Genomic DNA, 17,226 nt, shown 5'->3' with positions numbered 1-17,226 from the left:
TTGACGGAACCGACGGGATTGACGGGGCTGACGGGACCAGGCCGGCCGGGAAGCGCGCCGGGCAAGAGAGTCGAGGACACGTGAGCACACCCGAGCGTCGTCGCAAGTGGGCGTTCAGCACACTCGGCGCCCCCGGCCGGCCGGTCCACGAGCACGTCGTCCGAGCCATCCGACACGGCTGCACGGGTCTGGAACTACGGGTACACCAGGACGAGTTCGTCAATCTGGACCTCCCCGCCGGCGAACGTCGGGCGATCCGCGAGCGAATCGCCGACGCCGACCTCGAGGTACCCTGCCTGGCCGGCTACGCCGGCATCTGCGCACCCACGCCCGACCCGATCGTGCTCTCCACGATCCACCGTCTCCTCGACCTGGCCCACGACCTGGCCGCGCCCGCCATCCGGATCTTCCCGGGCGGCACCGGCGAGGGCGACGCCGCACGCGCCGAACGCCGCCTGGCGGTCCTGCTCCCGGAGGCCACCGCCCGCGGCGTGACCCTGCTCGTGGAAACCCACGACTCGCACCCCACCGGCGCGGCGGTGGCGGACCTGGTGCGACCGTTCGGCGGCACGGTCGGGGTGATCTGGGACGCGTTGCACCCGTGGCGACACGGCGAGGACCCCGCCGACACGGCCGACGCCCTGGCCGGCCTGCTGCGCTACGTGCAGATCAAGGACGCCGCATCCGCCACCGACACCGCACCGGTCCCCCTGGGCACCGGCACGGTGCCCCTCACCACCATCGGAACCACGCTGCGCGGACACGATTGGCACGGCTGGGTCTCCCTGGAGTGGGAGAAGGCCTGGTACCCGGAGGCCGTCTCCCTGGAAGAGGCGCTCCCGGGCGCCGCCGACTGGGTGGCCCGATTCGGCTCTCCCCGGTAGGCCGGTCGACCGGACCCGGTCATCGGGCCGTCGATCCGGGGGTCATCGAGATGCCCAGCATGCGGGCGCCGGTTTCGCTGCGGGGACGGTGGCGGCTGCCCGGCGCGAAGACCACATAGGTGCCGGCGGGATGGCGCTCGGAGCCCTCGATCACCTCGCCGCTGAGGACGTAGTAGCGCTCCTCGGTGGTGTGCACGTCCACCTCGGGCCATTCCGTCCCCGGGGCGAAGTCGATCAGCCAGCCGCGGGCGTACTCGGTGCCCGCCAGGCGGCGTCGGACGATCCCTGGGGCCACGTCGATCGGGATGACGTCGTCCACGTGCACGGCGGATTTCGGGACGGTCGGGTGCTCGATCCCGGTCCGGGTCGCGGTCTCCGCGCCAGTCTCGGCACGGTACCCGGTCCCGGACGGGTTCTCGGTGTGGTTCGGGGTCTCGGTCTCGTGGTTCGAGGTCTCGATCTCGCTCATGCGTCCACTCTGGTCCGGGGCCACTCGCCCGGACAGTGTCGGAAAAGACTTCCATGGGTACATTCCTGCCATGCGTCGTCATCGGGTCGTGGCCGTGCTGAACCCGCCGCAGTCGCCGTTCGAGTTGGCCTGCGCCGCCGAGGTCTTCGGCACCGTGCGCCCGGATCTGCCGACGCACTACGACTTCCGGATCTGTACGCAGTCCCCCGGCCCCCTGCCGACGACCATCGGCTACGCGCTGGTCGTGGAGAGTGGGCTGGAGGCCCTGACCGAGGCGGACACCGTGGTCGTGCCGGGCTGGCAGCCACCGGGCGGCGAGGTGTCGGTCGAGGTTCTGGCCGCCCTGCGGGCCGCACACCGCCGAGGCGCGCGGATGGTCGCGATCTGTACCGGCGCCTTCGTCCTGGCCCGGGCCGGACTGCTCGACGGCCGCCGCGCCACCACGCACTGGCGCCGGGCCGCACAATTCGCCGCCGGCTTCCCCGAGGTCGTCGTGGACCCGGACGTGCTCTACGTGGACCATGGCGACGTGGCCACCAGCGCCGGCACGGGCGCGGGCATCGACCTGTGCCTACACCTGGTCCGGACCGACCACGGTGCCTGGTACGCCGCACAGGTCGCCCGCAGCATGGTGCTGCCGCCGCACCGCGAGGGCAGCCAACTCCAGTACGCGACCCACCCGACCTCGACCCGCAACGACGAATCGTTGGCCCCACTGCTCGACTGGGCGGCGGATCGCCTGGAGACCCCGCTGACCCTGGACCGACTCGCCGAGCAGGCCGGTCTGTCCGGCCGGACCCTGGCCCGCCGGTTCGCCGAACAGCTCGGCGTCAGCCCCGGACAATGGCTGCTCGGCCGACGCGTCGACGCGGCCCGGATCCTGCTCGAACAGACCGACCTGCCCGTGGAGACCATCGCCGGCCGCGTCGGCCTCACCACCGCCGTCAACCTGCGCCGCCACTTCCGCGCCCGCGTCGGCACCACACCCGGCGCCTACCGGCGCACCTTCGGCGAGACCCGGACACCACGCTGAACCAACCGGGTTCGGGGAAGCATGCAACCCGGCCGGCACTCGCGCGTCGGCGGCTACCCGGGCGATCCCGGCGGGTCGTTCCTCGCCGCGAGGCGGGACAACTCGCACAGGGTTCGCCGGCCCGCCTCGTCCGGTTCCGCGGGTTGGTACATGGTGATGCGCCGGCCGCCCTCCAACCGCAGCACCTCGAACGCGAGGGTGATCCCGCCGAGTCGCGGATGCCGGAAGGTCTGCCGGTCGCTGCGCCGCCGACGGACGTCGTAGCGTTCCCACCGGGACGCGAACTCCGGGCTTTCGGAACCGAGTTCGTCGACAAGCGCGGCCAGTTCGGGATCCTTCGGGTCGGCGGCCAGGAGCGAGCGCAGTTGGGCGGTGGTGCCGGCCGCGACCCGTTCCCAGTCGGTGAACAGCGCCCGCGACGCCGGGTGCAGGAACAGATAGCGGACGGTGTTGCGGCGCTCGGGCGCCCACTCGGCCAACCCGGGGAAGAGCACGAACGCCTCGGGGTTGGCGGCCAGGATGTCACTGGTGCGGGTGAGCAGGTAGGCGGGCCAGGGCCGGACGCGCTCCAACAGGGCGTGGATGCCCGGTCGTACCTCACGATCCGCCGGTGAGCCCCCGGCGGACATGCGCTCGGCCGCGTGGTTGGCCAGCGCGTACAGATGCGCGTGTTCCTCTTCGTTCAAGCGCAACGCGGCGGCGAGTCCGTCCAGGATCGTGCCGCCGGGATTGTTCTCGCGGCCCTGCTCGAGGCGCGTGTAGTACTGGATGCTCAGTCCCGCCAGTGCGGCCAATTCCTCCCGGCGCAGGCCCTGGGTGCGACGCAGACCGGTGCCCGCGGGCAGCCCGACGTCGCCGGGCTGAAGGCGCGCGCGGCGGGCCTGCAGGAATTCTCCGAGCGGGTGTGTTGGTGTCACCCCTCGATTGTCACAAAGTCGGGGACCTTCGCGCCGGTGCGTACGATACGGCCCTCCCGGGGACCGATGGGTGGGCTCGGCGGGCTATGCCCTGGCACGTCGGTGCGCCGCGACCCGTTCGCGGGTCGCGCAGCGGCGGGAGCAGTAGCGACGGGGCGGGCCACTGCCCTCGTTGGTGAAGACGTTCTCGCAGGTGCTCGACGCGCAGACACCGCCGGGTGGGCGCTGTCGGTCCCAGACCAGGAGGGTCAGCGCCAGACAGGCCGAGGCGAGGAACCATTCGCCCCAGGGCGCGTCGTCGTCGCCGTCCAGGTGCGGGTGCCAAGGGCTGCGGCCGGCGTGCGAGGTGAGCCGGAGGGGGCCTCGGCCGCGCCGGAGCAGGCGATTGAGCGCGGCCGCGGCGGCGTCGACGTCCTCGGCGGTGAAGACCTCGCGCAGCAGCAGCGCGGCGGCGCGCAGGTCGGTGACATCGGACGCGGTGAGGTCGATGGGGTCGGACTCCCCGTACGCGCGCAGCAGTTCCGCGATATCCGCCGGGGACGGGGAGGGGTCCGTCGCCGCTTCGGCGGCCGTGAGGGCGTTGACCAGGGCGACCGTTCGGCGGGTCACGGCCTGGACCGAGTGGCGGGTGGTGGATCGCTCGTCGTTCGATGGCGGCACGGGACGACTGTAACGCATCTGGTGGATGTTTGAGTTACCTGCGTAACGTGCCGGACATGACAAAGCGTTACGGAATGTGGTCCTACCTCTCCGGAGCGGCCGCCGCGCGCACGGGCGACGAGATGTCGGGGCCGGCCCTGCTCCTGGCCGGGCTCGCGGCCACCGGGTCGGCGGCCACCGGGTCGGCGCTGCTCGCGGCCGTCACCGTGTCGGCTGCGCTCGGCGGCCCGGTCTTCGGCGTCCTGCTCGACCGCTCGGCCCGACCGGGGCGGCTGTTGACCGCCGCGCTCGCCGGCTACGCGGTGGCGCTCGGGGTGATCCTGTCCACGCTGGGCCTGGTCCCGCTCGCGATCACCCTGCTGATCGCGGTGGGCGCGGGCCTCCTGGCACCGGCCCTGGCCGGCGGCTGGACCTCGCAGTTGCCCCGCGTCGTCCCGGCCGCCGACCTGCCCCGGGCGACCGCGTTCGACGCGATGACCTTCAACCTGGCGAGCCTGACCGGACCGGCCCTGGCCGGCCTCGTGGCGAGCGTGGCCAGCGCCGACGCCGGGGTGATCGTGTCCCTCACGCTGATCTGCCTCGCGCTGCCGGCGGCGTGGACCCTGCCCTCGTCCCGGGGCCGCGCCGCACGGGCGGGCCCGACCACGTCGATCGGCACCGACGTCGCGGCCGGCTTCCGCGTCATCGCCCGCACCCCGCCGCTGGCCCGGGCCACCGCCGCCTCGATGTGGTCCTGTGTGGGCCAGGGCATCCTGATCGCGTACAGCCCCGTGCTCGGCGAACGGGTGCTCGACTCGCCAGCGCGCGGCACGATCCTGCTCTCGGTCGTGGCGGCCTCGGCGCTCGCGACCAACACGCTCCTCGCCCGCCACCCCCACACGATGCGTCCGGACACCGTGATGTGGTGCGGGCCGCTGATCCTGGCCGCCGCGCTGCTCGTCGCGACGATCGGCCGGCCGGTGGCGCTGATCGCCGCGATGCTGCTCGCCGGTGTCGGCGAAGGCCCGCAATTGGCCGCGCTGTTCGCCATTCGCCACCGCGAGGCCCCCGCCCACCTGCGCGGCCGGATCTTCACCATCGGCGCCGGCCTGAAGATCACCGCCTTCGCCCTCGGCGCGGCCCTCACCGGGCCCCTCACCACCCCGACGCTCGCGCTCCCCCTCCACGCGGCGGCCGGTTGCCAGGCCCTGGCCGCCCTCACGTTCGCCATCCGTCGCTCGCCGAAAAACCGCGGGCACCCGGCAGCCGAGGCGAGCCCGACTCCCGCCGACCACACGACACGCGCGGACCCGTACGCGCCGGATCCGCGACGCGGCGACGGGATCGGACCTTGACCGAAGCACCGGGAGCGCACCGCAAAACCCTCCCCGACCCACCACGAGCCGCACTCGGCAACGCCGCTCCGGGATGGACGTGCCGGAAAAGGAGGCACCCGGGCAGCACGGGCGCGGGAGAGGCCGACGCGGCAGGGACGAGTCCGCCGGCCGCGGCGACATCGTCGTGACGCCTGGGCCCCGTCCGGCGGATCATGCCGGGCGGCTCACCAGCGCTGAATCGCTGTAGCGATCCGCCGGACATGGAGCCGGCCGGCGCAGGTTGGGCCCGCCGCCAAATACCTCGACATCGGTCGCGGTGATCGGGGACGCTTCGCGCAATGACCCGAATCGACGACACGCCGCCCGCGTGGGACGAGCGCACGCGGCTCACCACGTTTCTCGACTACACCCGTGCCACCGCCCGCGCCAAGTGCGATGGCATCTCTGCGGAGAACGCCCGCAAGGCGCTCCTGCCGGGCTCACCGCTGATGACCATGAGCGGATTGATCAACCACCTCCGCTGGGTGGAGTACCACTGGTTCCAGGTGGTCTTCCTCGGCGAGGAGGACCGGGGTCCCTGGACCGATGAGGACCCCGACCGCGAGATGCGTATCGCCGTCGACTTCCCGCTCACGCGGTTGCTCGACGAATACGCCGAACAGAGCGCCCGCTACCGCGAACCGGTCGCCGGGAACAGCCTGGACACCCGGGCCGAGGGAGCCATCCGCGACGGTCTCCATGTCGACCTGCGCTGGATCCTCCTGCACCTCACCGAGGAGACGGCCCGCCACAACGGCCACCTGGACATCCTGCGCGAGATGCTCGACGGCACGACCGCCGGCTAGCCCCCTGTCCGGCGGCTCCTGGTGGATCGGGCCGCGTCGTGAGCGCAGCGAGGAGCCCGAAGGGCGGATGCCGTGCATCGGCGCGCCGGAGAAGCAGCCGCACAGTGGTTCCATTCGGCTGCCTCTCCGGTGCGCCGAGGCGCGGTGCCAGGCGGCGCGGACCCACCAGGAGCCGCCGGACAGGGGCTAGCGCGGTGACGTTGCCGTGCTGGCGCGGATCACGAGTTCCGCGTCGAGGTCGATGGTGCGGGGGTCGATGGTCGGGCCGGTGAGGATCATGTCCATCGCGCGGGCGCCGATGTCGGCGAGGGGCAGGCGGATCGTGGTCAGTGGCGGGTTGAGGTCGGCGGCGAAGGGGAGGTCGTCGAAGCCGACCACCGAGACCTGGTCGGGTACGCGCAGGCCCAGGTCGTCGCGAAGCGCATTGAGCACGCCGGCGGCCATCACGTCGTTGAGGACGACGATCGCGGTCGGTTCGGGCGCGCGGGCCATCAGCGCGCGGGTGGCGGCTCGGGCCTCCTCCCGGGTGAAGCCGCCGTCGACCACGTGCGTCGGGGGCAACGTCACGCCCAGGGAGCGCAGTTGCCGCCGGGCGCCGTCCAGGCGGTCGCGCACGCTGGTCAGCGCGCGCGGGCCCGAGACGATGCCGAACCGGCGGTGGCCGAGCTCGTACAGGTGTCGCACCGCGAGCGCGGCGCCGGCCCGGTTGGCCGGGCGGACCGTGTCCGAGTCGATCCCGTGCGCCCCGACGGCGACCACGTGGCCCCCGTCGGCACGGTAGGCGTCCACCTCGGTGGCCAGGCGCCGGGTGAAGTCGCGATCGGCGAAGCCGCTCCCGGCCAATACCACCGCACGGGCGCGTTGGGCACGCAGTCGGGCCAGGTAGTCGAGTTCGAGTTCGGGGTCGCGGAACGTGGCTGCCAGCATCACGAGCAGACCGTGCTCGCGGGCGACGCCCATCGCGCCGGCCGCGATGGCGGCGAAATAGGGGTCGGCCACGTCGTGCACGACCACGCCGACCACGGTGGTCGTCGAACGGGCCAGGGCCTGGGCGGGGGCGTTGGAGACGTAGCGCAGTTCGCGAGCCGCGTCGAGGACGCGTCGGCGCAGTTCCTCGCCCACGATCCGGGTGCCGTTGCTGCCGTGCAGGGCACGGGAGGCGGTGGCCGAGGACACCCCGGCGCGCTCGGCCACCTGCTGGAGGGTGACGGGGCCCGCCGGGCGGGCCGCGGGCGCGTCGGAGGTCGGAGTCGGCATGGGCCCAGAGTAGCGAGCGGAACGCGCATACCCAACCTGTTCCGGCGCCAGGGCCACTCATGGACGGCATGATGCCTTTGTTCCCTTGACCCCATCGTCTCCTCGCTCTAACTTACGGGAAAGCGCTTTCCCACACTTGATACCGAGAGCACAGCAGAAATCGGCGCACCCGGGCTCGGCCGAGCCCACAGTCGGGCTCGGGTGACCCGCGTCCGACCCGAACCCGACCGCATCCGGCTCGCCGGAACACGGCCCACCCGGCTCCGGTCGTAGCGCCGCTGCTCGTCCCTGTCCGCCCCGCTTCACCCCCGCTTCCGAGAGGCCCCCATGACCACCCACACCCTCGGCGTCGTGATGAACGGCGTCACCGGCCGAATGGGCTACCGCCAGCATCTGGTCCGCTCGATCCTGGCCATCCGCGACCAGGGCGGGGTCGCGCTCGCCGACGGATCCCGGGTCCGGCTCGAACCGGTGCTGGTGGGCCGGGACGCGGAGAAGCTGCGCGCGATCGCCGACCGGCACGGCCTGAGCGGCGCGTGGACGACGAACTTGGATACGGCGTTGGCGGACCCGGCCAACACGATCTACTTCGACGCGCAGGTGACCACGGCGCGCGAGAAGGCGATCCACGCGGCGATCGCGGCGGGCAAGCACGTGTACACCGAGAAGCCGACCGCCGAGACGCTCACCGGCGCACTCGACCTGGCCCGGGCCGCCGACGCCGCCGGGGTCAAGCACGGCGTCGTGCAGGACAAGCTGTTCCTGCCCGGCCTGCTCAAGCTGCGCCGGCTGATCGAGGGCGGCTTCTTCGGCCGAATCCTCTCGGTACGCGGCGAGTTCGGCTACTGGGTGTTCGAGGGCGACTGGCAGCCCGCACAGCGGCCGAGCTGGAACTACCGTGCCCAGGACGGCGGCGGCATCGTCGTGGACATGTTCTGCCACTGGTCCTATGTGCTGGAGAACCTGTTCGGCCGGGTCGAGGCCGTCACCGCGAAGGCCGTCACACACATACCCACCCGATGGGACGAGCGCGGGCGCGAGTACCCGGCGACCGCCGACGACGCCGCCTACGGCATCTTCGAGCTCGCGGGCGGGATCGTCGCGCAGATCAACTCGTCCTGGGCGGTGCGGGTCAACCGTGACGAACTGGTGGAGTTCCAGGTCGACGGCACCGAGGGCAGCGCGGTCGCGGGGCTGCGTCGTTGCCGGGTCCAGCACCGCTCGGCAACGCCGACTCCGGTGTGGAATCCCGACCTTCCGGTCACCGAGCCGTTCCGCGACCAGTGGCAGGAGGTGCCGGACAACACGGGTGACGGCGGCTTCGACAACGGCTTCAAGGTGCAGTGGGAGGACTTCGTTCGGCACGTGGTCTCGGACGAGCCGTTCGCCTTCGATTTCCTCGCCGGCGCGCGCGGCGTGCAGTTGGCCGAGTGCGGACTGCGCTCCTCGGCCGAGGGCCGCCGGGTGGAACTGCCGGTGCTGGACGGGAAGTCCGCATGACCGCCCGGCTGTTGCTGCCCACCGCCGCCGGCACGCTGGAGCCGTACGAGCCGACCGGGAACTACCTCGGCGCGGCCCCCGGCGGCGCGGCCTTCCGCGACCGCACCGCGTACGCCGCCGCGCACGTCGTGGCCGACCCGCTCGCGGACAACACTCCGGGCCGACCGGCCGTGTTGGACTGGGACGCCACCCTCGCCTTCCGTCACCACCTGTGGTCGCACGGCTTCGCCGTCGCGGACGCGATGGACACCGCACAACGCAACATGGGCCTGGACTGGTCGGCCACCGCCGAACTGATCCGACGCAGCGCGGCCGAGGCCGCCACGGTCGGCGATCCCTACGCCCTGCTCGCGTGCGGCGCGGGTACCGACCACGCCGGGACGCGCCTGAGCATCGATCAGGTCGTCGAGGCCTACACCGAACAGATCGCGACGGTCGAGGAATCGGGCGCCAAGGTCGTGCTGATGGCGAGCCGTCAACTGGCCGCGGCCGCGCGCGGGGCCCAGGACTATCGCCGGGTGTACGACACGCTGCTGCGGCAGGTGCGCCGCCCCGTCGTACTGCACTGGCTCGGTGAGGTGTTCGACCCGGCACTGGCCGGCTACTGGGGATCGGCCGACGTGAACGCGGCGACCGAGGTGTTCCTGGAACTGGTGCGCGAGCACGCGGACCGCGTCGACGGGGTCAAGGTCTCGTTGCTCGACCGCGAGCACGAGATCCGGCTGCGCGCCGAACTGCCGCCGGGCGTACGGCTGTACACCGGCGACGACTTCCACTATCCGGAGCTGATCCGGGGCGACGACCGGCACTTCAGCCATGCCCTGCTCGGCATCTTCGACGCGATCGCCCCGGTCGCGGCCGGCGCGCTGCGCGCACTGGACGCGGGCGACACGGCCGGGTACGACGCGCTCCTCGCGCCGACGGTCCCGCTGTCGCGCCACCTGTTCGCCGCCCCCACGTACCACTACAAGACCGGCATCGTCTTCCTCGCCTGGCTCACCGGGCACCAGAGCGCCTTCACCATGGTCGCCGGTGCCCAATCGGCCCGCTCGCTACCGCACTTGGCCCAGGCCTATCGCCTCGCCGACGCGGCGGGCCTGCTGCCGGACGCCGACGCGGCGGCCGCACGGATGCGGGCGCTGCTCGCGGTGGCGGGGGTGGACGCGTGAGGCCCGGAAGCACCGACGTGAGCACCGACGGAAGCGTCGACGCGAGGGCGCTGGACGTACCGAGCGGAACTCCCGCCGGTACGCCCACTCCCGGCCCCGGCGACCCACGCATCGCGCGGCTGTCGCTGAACCAGTGGACAACGCGCGAGTGGTCGTTGCGCGAGGCCGTGGAGGGTTGTGTACGGGCGGGGTTGCCCGCCATCGGATTGTGGCGGGACAAGGTCGCCGACGCCGGTCTCGCCGAATCGGCGAAGCTCGTCCGAGAGGCCGGATTGCGGGTGTCGTCGCTGTGCCGGGGCGGGTTCCTGACGGCGCGTGAGCCGGTCGCGCGGGCCGAGGCGATCGCCGACAACCGACGGGCGATCGAGGAGGCCGCGGCGCTGGAGGCGGCGTGCCTGGTCCTGGTCGTCGGCGGACTGCCCGCCGGCGACCGGGATCTGCCCGGCGCGCGGGAGCGGGTCGCCGAGGCGCTGGCCGAACTCGCCCCGTACGCGGGTGCGCACGGTGTCCGGCTCGCGCTGGAGCCGCTGCACCCGATGTACTGCGCCGACCGCGCGGTGCTCTCCACGCTCGACCAGGCGATCGACCTCGCCGAGCCGCATCCGGTCGGGCAGGTGGGCGTGGTGGTCGACGCGTTCCACGTGTGGTGGGACCCCTACCTCCCGGCCGCCATCGCCCGGGCCGGCGAGCGGATCGCCTCGTTCCAGGTCTGCGACTGGGTGTTGCCGCTTCCGGCGGACAACCTGCTCGCGCGAGGCATGATGGGCGACGGCGTGATCGACTTCCGGTCGATGGCAGCCGCGGTCGAGGCGGCCGGTTACGTCGGCGACATCGAGGTGGAGATCTTCAACGCGGACGTCTGGGCCGCGCCCGGCGACGCGGTCGTGGACACACTCAAGCGGCGCTACGTCACGGAGATCCTCGGCTGACGCCGCGCGTCCTCGAACCGACATCCGTGACCGCGGCCGGCCATCCCCCGGCCCGGCCGGCCGCACCCGCCACCGGGCTCGCGGCTCGGCCGTGGTCGTGCCGTCTCGGCCACCCGACCGATCCAGCAACGGTCGGGAGCCGTCGGTAGCGGTCCGGAACAGTCGGGAGCGGTCGGGAACGACCCCGTACGACCCGAACGGCCGGGAAGCCGCCGGCAACGACCCGCAACGATCAGCGACCGAGAAGGTGGAACCGCCATGCGGATCGTCATTGCTCCCGATGCGTTCAAGGGCACCATCGGTGCCGAGGCGGCCGCGGCTGCCTTGGGTGAGGGGTGGTCGCGGGGGCGGCCCGGCGACGACATCGTCGCGTTGCCGTTGGCCGACGGCGGTGAGGGCACGCTCGACGCGATGGCGCGGGCCGTGCCGGGCGCCGTCCGGGTACCGGTGCTCGGGGCGCCCGGCCCGGACGGGCGGCCCGTGGACACCGCCTGGTTGCGTCTGCCGGACGGCACGGGTGTCGTCGAGTTGGCCGCCGTGTCGGGGTTGCCGCTGATGGCCGCTCCCGATGCGATGCGCGCGCACACCGCCGGCCTCGGCACGGTGCTCGCCGCCGCGCTGGGGGCCGGCGTGTCCGCCCTGGTCGTCGCGGTGGGCGGCTCGGCCTCGACCGATGGCGGAACCGGCGTACTGGCCGCCCTCGGAGCCCGCTTCCGCGACTGCGACGGCAAGGAACTCCCTTACGGGGGAGGATCTTTGGCCCGTCTCGCGGCGATCGACTCGACGCGTCTGGCGACGCCCCCACCCGGCGGCGTCCAGATCCTCACCGACGTCACCAATCCACTGCTGGGCCCCACCGGCGCCGCCGCCGTCTTCGGTCCGCAAAAGGGCGCGTCCGCCCGCGAGATCGCCGAACTGGACGCCGGACTCGCCCGCCTGGCAACGCTCCTCGGCGGCACCCCGGCCGCGCCCGGCGCCGGTGCCGCCGGCGGTACCGCGTACGGTTTGGCCACCGCCTGGAACGCCGCCATCGTCCCCGGCGCCCCACGCGTCGCCGAACTCGCGGGGCTGCCCGCCGCACTCGCCGACGCGGATCTGGTCATCACCGGCGAGGGCCGCTTCGACGCCACCTCCACGCACGGGAAGGTGGTCGGCGCGGTCCTCGACCTCGCCCGCCGCGGCACCGGCGTCCCGGTGGCCCTGGTCGCCGGCTCGATCGCCGCACCCCTCCCCGCCGGCGTCAGCACATCCGCCGACCTGACCCGGCTCGCCGGGTCGGCGACGGCGGCCCAGACCGACGCCGCGCACTGGCTCCGTCTGGCCGGCGCCACCATGGCCGGCCGCTTCGACGCCGACCGGGCGGCGCGGACCCGCCGGGATCCCCTCGACCGGCCCTGACACTCCGATCGGGGCACACGTCACAAACGCCGGGCCGGCACGTACCCGCCCGCGCGGAGCCGGGGCCACGGGCAGGGGCGCGAACCTGGTGGTCACCGGCCGCACCCGCTCCGCCACCCCGTGGGCCACCCGGCGCCCACCGGCGCGGGGCCCGGTGGGTCGGGGTCCGGCTAGGCTGAGTGGACAATGAACCGTTTCTCTGCGCCTTCCGGCGAGTTCGAGCTCACCCGTTATCCCGAGGATTCCCGCGATCTGCTGCGCGCGTGGGACGCGGCCGACGAGTACGTGCTTCGGCACCTCGCCGGGATCGACGACGACAAGCCGACGGATCTGTCCGGCAACGTCGTGGTGGTGGGTGACCGCTGGGGAGCGCTGGCCACCGCGCTGGCCGAGTCCCGGCCCGTGCAGATCAGCGACTCGTTCCTCGCCCAGGAGGCCACCCGGGCGAACCTGGCGCGCAACGAGGCGGATCCGGACTGGGTGCGGCTGCTGTCCACCCGGGACGCGCCGCCGGAGCGCGTCGACGTCCTGATCGTCCGGGTCCCGAAGAACCTGGCGCTGCTGGAGGACCAGTTGCACCGGCTCGCGCCGGGCGTGCACGCGGACACGGTCGTGGTCGGCACCGGCATGACCACCGAGATCCACACCTCCACGCTCAAGCTGTTCGAGCGCATCATCGGCCCGACCCGCACGTCGTTGGCGGTACGCAAGGCCCGGCTGATCTTCGCCACCCCCGACCCCTCGCTCCCGCGTACCGCGAGCCCGTGGCCGCGCAGCTACGCGCTGCCCGGCGACGTCGGCGCGGGGTCCGGGATCGTGGTCACCAACCACGCGGGCATCTTCTGCGGCGACCGGCTCGACATCGGTACCCGCTTCCTGCTGCGCAACCTCCCGCGCCGCACCGGACGCGACCGGGTGGTGGACCTGGGCTGCGGCAACGGTGTGGTGGGAACGGCGGCGATGCTGGCCAATCCGCGCTCGGACGTGCTGTTCGTCGACGAGTCGCATCAGGCCGTGGCCTCGGCGCGGGCCACCTTCCAGGAGAACCTGGGTTCGGACGCGGGTGCCGAGTTCGTGGTGGGCGACGGCTTGACGGACGTACCGGCCGAGAGTGTCGACCTGGTACTGAACAACCCGCCGTTCCACACCCATCGGGCCACCACCGAGGCGATCTCGTGGCGGATGTTCGCCGGCTCGCGTACCGCGCTGCGCCCGGGCGGCGAATTGTGGGTGATCGGCAACCGGCACCTCGGCTATCACGTGAAGTTGCGCCGGCTGTTCGGCAACTGCGACATCGTGGCGAGCGACCCGAAGTTCGTGGTGCTGCGGGCGGTCAAGAAGTAGCGGGAGGCGCGTGCGGCGACGGTTGCGGTCACGCGCGCGAGGTTCGTGCGCGTCGACCGGACCGGGTTTCCGCGCGCGGCCGGCCGGTCCGGTGTCGTGCGGGTCCGGTGTCGTGCGGGTTCGGGCTGGTCCGGTGCTCCGCGGGCCCGGGCATGTCGGGTGTCCCAGCGCGCCTGCCGGCGTACCTCAGGCGGGGTTCTCCACCCGGAGCAGCATGCGCTTCAGCAGGGCGATCAGTTCGTCCTGATCGATCTCGTCCAACGGCTCGACCATGGCGCGCTCGGCGCCGTCGAGCAGTTTCGTCGCGGCCGTCCAGCGGGCGCGGCCGGACTCGGTGAGCTCGACGTCGACCCGGCGGCGGTCCTCGGTGCCGCGGATGCGGCGGATCGAACCGGCCTCCTCGAGCGTGTCCAGCCGGCCGGTGATCCCCGCCGGCGACACCATCAGCTCCGTGGCCAGTTCGGACGGCGTGGCCCGGTACGGCGCGCCGCGCGAGGCCAGTCGGTGCAGCGTGTCGAACTCGAACGCCTGGAGACCGACCTCGGCCAGGGCGCGTCCCTTGACCTGCCCGAGGTGCTTGGTCAGCATCTGGATCCGGGTGACGATGCCCTCGACGCGCTCGTCGAACGGCGCCTTGTGCCGCCACCGCGCGATGTGCCGGTCGACGGAGTCCTCGACCTCGATAGCAGCCGCGACCTCGGGCCGGCCCCGTCCGCACTCGCAGCCGCCGCGTGCCCGTCCGGGTCCGCGGTCCGCGGGTTCGCGGTCCCCGCCGTGTTCGCGGCCTTCGCCGTGTTGCCGGCCCTCGCCGTGCTCCCGACTCTCGCCGTGTTCGCGGCCTTCGCCGTGTTCGCGGCCGTCTCCATGCATGCGGTCAGTATGCTATGCCGACTAGTAATTCGTTGACGAATGATTTGCTGACGAAATACATTCGGCTGCCATGACCCCTGCCACGCGCCGGCTCCTGCTCGGCCGCACCTTCGCCGCCCTGGCGACCGCCCTGATTCCGATCACCCTGACCCTGGCTCTCGTGCACACCGGTTCGAGCACCGACCTGGGCCTGGTCCTGGCCTGCGAACTGCTGCCGATGTTGCTCCTGCTCCCGGTCGCGGGTGTGATCGCCGACCGATTCCCGCCGCAGCGGGTGATTCTCACCGCCGATCTGGTCCGCGCCGGCGCCCAGCTGGCGATCGGCGCCGAGTTGCTCGCCGGCCCGGTACGGATCGCGGATCTGGCGGTGCTGTCAGCGCTCACCGGCGCCGCCGTCGCGTTCGGCACTTCGGCGATCCGCACGCTGGTGGTCGCGGTGGTACCCGAGCCGGAGCGGCTGCGTACGAACGCCCGGCTCGGCGTCGCGCAGGGCCTCGCACAGGTGGCGGCACCCGCTGCCGCCGGCGGCCTGATCCTCGCGGTCGGGGCCGGCTGGTCCTCGCTGCTGACCGGCCTGCTGTTCCTCGGTTCGGCCGCCACGTTCGGCGGCCTGCGCCCGCGGCGCATCGAGCGTTCGGACGAACGGGAGCCGTTCCTGGGCGAGTTGCGCGCGGGTTGGGTGGAGACTCGGCGCCACCCGTGGTTCCTGGCCAACGTCTTCGCGCACGGCGTATGGCACTTGGCGGCCGGCTTCCTGCTCACCCTCGGCCCGATGATCGCGGTCGACCGACTCGGCGGCGACCGCTCCTGGGTGATCATCGCCCAGGTCGGCACCGCCGGCCTCCTGCTCGGCGTGCTGATCTCCACCCGGTTGCCGATCCGCCGCCCACTGGTGGCCACGTCGATCGGCGCCGCCGTGTACGCGCTCCCACTCGCCGCCTTCGGGCTGCGCGCACCGATGGTGGTCGTCACCGCCGCGTACTTCGTCGGCATGTTCGGCCTCGGCGTGCTGAGCCCACTGTGGGAGACCACGATCCAGCGCCGGATCCCGCAGGAGGCACTCGGTCGGGTCGGCTCGTTCGACTCGCTGATCTCCTTCGCCGCCCGCCCGCTGGGCCTGGCCGTCGCCGCTCCCGTCGCGGCGGCGATCGGCAGCGCCACCCCACTGCTGATCGGCGCGGTGCTGGTGGCCGCCACGAACGGGGCGTTGCTGCTGTTGCCGGACGTACGCGCGCTGCCGCCCGCGTCGGAAGCCGCGCCCGCGCCGGGAAGCACGCCCGCGCCGGGGGCCGCGAACCCGGCGAGCGTCGCCGAACCCGGCTCCGCGTGAGCCGGCCCGCGCCAAATGCGCTTGTCCCGGTCCCGGGGTCGCGCCTTGTCCGACGGCGCGACAACGGCCCCGGGGGCGGTGAATCGCCCGGACCGTGCCGCGCCGATGGCGGTGCGGGTGCGGTCGGGTCGGGTCGGGTCAGCGGGCCCTGGTTCCGTCGTGCCAGACGCCTCGGATGCGGTGGTCGAGGTCGGTCGGGTCGAGGTCGGTGCCGGCGAGCAGGACCAGGTCGGCGCGTTTGCCGACGGCGATCTCGCCCCGGTCGTCGGCGAGGCCGAGCAGCCGCGCCGCGTCGTGGGTGGCCGCGCGGAAGGCGCCGGCGGGACCGAGACCGCACCGGGACAGGTGCTCGATCTCGCGGAGCACCTCGGCGTACGGGCGGACCGGACTGTCGCTGCCCATGGCGATCGGCACACCCGCGTCGATCGCCAGGCGGACCGCGTGGCGATGGGCCTCGGCCGCGCCGTCGGGAGCGCCCGCGGGGTCGGTCTGCGTACACGACAGGGTCGGCACGAGCCAGGTCCCGTGCTCGGCCATCGCGCCCACGGCCGCCTCGTCCAGATAGGTGCCGTGTTCGATGCTGCCCGCACCCGCGCGCGCCGCCGATTCCGCCGCCCGCGCCCCGTGCGCGTGCACCATGACGCGACGCCCGCCGAGCCGGGCGGCCTCGTCGACCAGGGCGGCCATCTCCTCGGGCGTGAACTGTACGTCGTGCACCCCGCGCCCCAGGGTCATGGATCCGGACGGCGTGGCCTTGATCCAGTCCGCCCCGGCCCGCACCATGCGCCGCACCACGGCCCGTGCCGCATCCGCTCCGTCGAAGACCGGATCGGGCATGGACGGGTCCTCGAAGAAGTCCACCGCACCCACCCGGGGAGCCCAGTGGTCCCCGATCCCGCCGGTGGTACACACCTGCCGCACGCTGATCAGCACGTGCGGTCCCGCGACCCATCCCCGCTCGATCGCCATCCGCAGACCCGCGTCGGCTCCCCACGCGTCGCGTATGGTCGTCACGCCGAGCTGCAACAGGGTCCGCAGCACCGGCACCGCCGACAACGGCCGCACCGACCGGGGCAGTCCGAACGGATTCCGAATGGTCTGCCCCAGACACACGTGCGTATGACAGTCGATGAACCCGGGGACCACCAACTGATCGGCACAGTCGACCACTTCGTCACCGTCCAGGCCGCTCCCGACGGCCACGATCCGCTCGCCCTCGATCACGACGTCGGCCGGGCCGACCTCTCCGGACCGCACATCCAACACTGAACCCGCGCGCAACACCACACGTCCCATCCGCCCATC

16 protein-coding genes are annotated in these 17,226 nt (G+C 73.0%); 10 read left to right on the top strand and 6 right to left on the bottom strand.

Going from position 1 to position 17,226, the window contains the following annotated elements:
• Nucleotides 1-80 precede the first annotated feature (80 nt).
• A complete protein-coding gene (locus ACIBSV_RS03050; RefSeq protein WP_395859147.1) occupies nt 81-884 on the top strand; it encodes a sugar phosphate isomerase/epimerase family protein in 804 nt (267 codons plus the stop codon).
• Nucleotides 885-903: 19 nt separating this feature from the next.
• Here the strand turns inward: ACIBSV_RS03050 and ACIBSV_RS03045 are convergent, their stop codons facing one another.
• Entirely contained in the window at nt 904-1,353 is a 450-nt protein-coding gene (locus ACIBSV_RS03045) for a cupin domain-containing protein (RefSeq protein ID WP_395859146.1), read from the bottom strand.
• A gap of 70 nt (nt 1,354-1,423) precedes the next feature.
• Here ACIBSV_RS03045 and ACIBSV_RS03040 point away from each other — a divergent pair, with 70 nt between their 5' ends.
• Complete coding sequence (locus ACIBSV_RS03040) at nt 1,424-2,386, top strand: GlxA family transcriptional regulator (RefSeq protein ID WP_395859145.1); 963 nt, start codon at nt 1,424-1,426, stop codon at nt 2,384-2,386.
• 53 nt (nt 2,387-2,439) lie between these two features.
• Here ACIBSV_RS03040 and ACIBSV_RS03035 read toward each other — a convergent pair whose 3' ends face one another.
• Entirely contained in the window at nt 2,440-3,303 is an 864-nt protein-coding gene (locus ACIBSV_RS03035) for a helix-turn-helix domain-containing protein (protein ID WP_395859144.1), read from the bottom strand.
• Between the two features lie 84 nt (nt 3,304-3,387).
• On the bottom strand, nt 3,388-3,981 hold the full coding sequence (locus ACIBSV_RS03030) for a CGNR zinc finger domain-containing protein (RefSeq protein WP_395859143.1): 594 nt from the start codon (nt 3,979-3,981) through the stop codon (nt 3,388-3,390).
• Between the two features lie 38 nt (nt 3,982-4,019).
• On the opposite strand from ACIBSV_RS03030, the gene ACIBSV_RS03025 reads away from it, so the two are divergent.
• Complete coding sequence (locus ACIBSV_RS03025) at nt 4,020-5,297, top strand: MFS transporter (protein WP_395859142.1); 1,278 nt, start codon at nt 4,020-4,022, stop codon at nt 5,295-5,297.
• Between the two features lie 320 nt (nt 5,298-5,617).
• Nucleotides 5,618-6,124, top strand: coding sequence for a DinB family protein (locus tag ACIBSV_RS03020; RefSeq protein ID WP_395859141.1), 507 nt, complete (start codon nt 5,618-5,620; stop codon nt 6,122-6,124).
• A 186-nt stretch (nt 6,125-6,310) separates the two neighbouring features.
• Here ACIBSV_RS03020 and ACIBSV_RS03015 read toward each other — a convergent pair whose 3' ends face one another.
• Nucleotides 6,311-7,381, bottom strand: coding sequence for a LacI family DNA-binding transcriptional regulator (locus ACIBSV_RS03015; RefSeq protein WP_395859140.1), 1,071 nt, complete (start codon nt 7,379-7,381; stop codon nt 6,311-6,313).
• Between the two features lie 327 nt (nt 7,382-7,708).
• On the opposite strand from ACIBSV_RS03015, the gene ACIBSV_RS03010 reads away from it, so the two are divergent.
• From ACIBSV_RS03010 to ACIBSV_RS02990, 5 genes are all read left to right on the top strand, one after another.
• The gene (locus ACIBSV_RS03010) at nt 7,709-8,881 is read left to right on the top strand and encodes a Gfo/Idh/MocA family protein (RefSeq protein ID WP_395859139.1); all 1,173 of its coding nucleotides are present in this window, start codon (nt 7,709-7,711) and stop codon (nt 8,879-8,881) included.
• Nucleotides 8,878-10,050, top strand: a complete 1,173-nt coding sequence (locus ACIBSV_RS03005) for a dihydrodipicolinate synthase family protein (protein WP_395859138.1) — start codon at nt 8,878-8,880, stop codon at nt 10,048-10,050. The genes ACIBSV_RS03010 and ACIBSV_RS03005 overlap by 4 nt, the downstream gene beginning before the upstream one ends.
• A gap of 50 nt (nt 10,051-10,100) precedes the next feature.
• Nucleotides 10,101-10,979 carry a sugar phosphate isomerase/epimerase family protein gene (locus ACIBSV_RS03000; RefSeq protein ID WP_395859326.1) on the top strand — a complete coding sequence of 293 codons (879 nt, stop codon included), beginning with the start codon at nt 10,101-10,103 and terminating at the stop codon, nt 10,977-10,979.
• A gap of 258 nt (nt 10,980-11,237) precedes the next feature.
• Complete coding sequence (locus ACIBSV_RS02995; RefSeq protein ID WP_395859137.1) at nt 11,238-12,377, top strand: glycerate kinase; 1,140 nt, start codon at nt 11,238-11,240, stop codon at nt 12,375-12,377.
• Between the two features lie 186 nt (nt 12,378-12,563).
• Complete coding sequence (locus ACIBSV_RS02990) at nt 12,564-13,721, top strand: methyltransferase (protein ID WP_395859136.1); 1,158 nt, start codon at nt 12,564-12,566, stop codon at nt 13,719-13,721.
• A gap of 186 nt (nt 13,722-13,907) precedes the next feature.
• Here ACIBSV_RS02990 and ACIBSV_RS02985 read toward each other — a convergent pair whose 3' ends face one another.
• Nucleotides 13,908-14,591, bottom strand: coding sequence for a MarR family winged helix-turn-helix transcriptional regulator (locus ACIBSV_RS02985; protein WP_395859135.1), 684 nt, complete (start codon nt 14,589-14,591; stop codon nt 13,908-13,910).
• Between the two features lie 70 nt (nt 14,592-14,661).
• On the opposite strand from ACIBSV_RS02985, the gene ACIBSV_RS02980 reads away from it, so the two are divergent.
• Nucleotides 14,662-15,921, top strand: coding sequence for an MFS transporter (locus tag ACIBSV_RS02980; RefSeq protein ID WP_395859134.1), 1,260 nt, complete (start codon nt 14,662-14,664; stop codon nt 15,919-15,921).
• A 138-nt stretch (nt 15,922-16,059) separates the two neighbouring features.
• On the opposite strand, the gene ACIBSV_RS02975 is transcribed toward ACIBSV_RS02980, so the two are convergent.
• Nucleotides 16,060-17,217, bottom strand: a complete 1,158-nt coding sequence (locus ACIBSV_RS02975) for an amidohydrolase family protein (RefSeq protein ID WP_395859133.1) — start codon at nt 17,215-17,217, stop codon at nt 16,060-16,062.
• Between the last annotated feature and the right edge of the window lie 9 nt (nt 17,218-17,226).

It is taken from the genome of Embleya sp. NPDC050154 (genome assembly GCF_044460165.1).
In the GTDB taxonomy this organism is placed as follows: domain Bacteria; phylum Actinomycetota; class Actinomycetes; order Streptomycetales; family Streptomycetaceae; genus Embleya.
The sequence above is the reverse complement of the archived record's forward strand: the minus strand, read 5'-3'. Positions and strand labels throughout refer to the sequence as shown.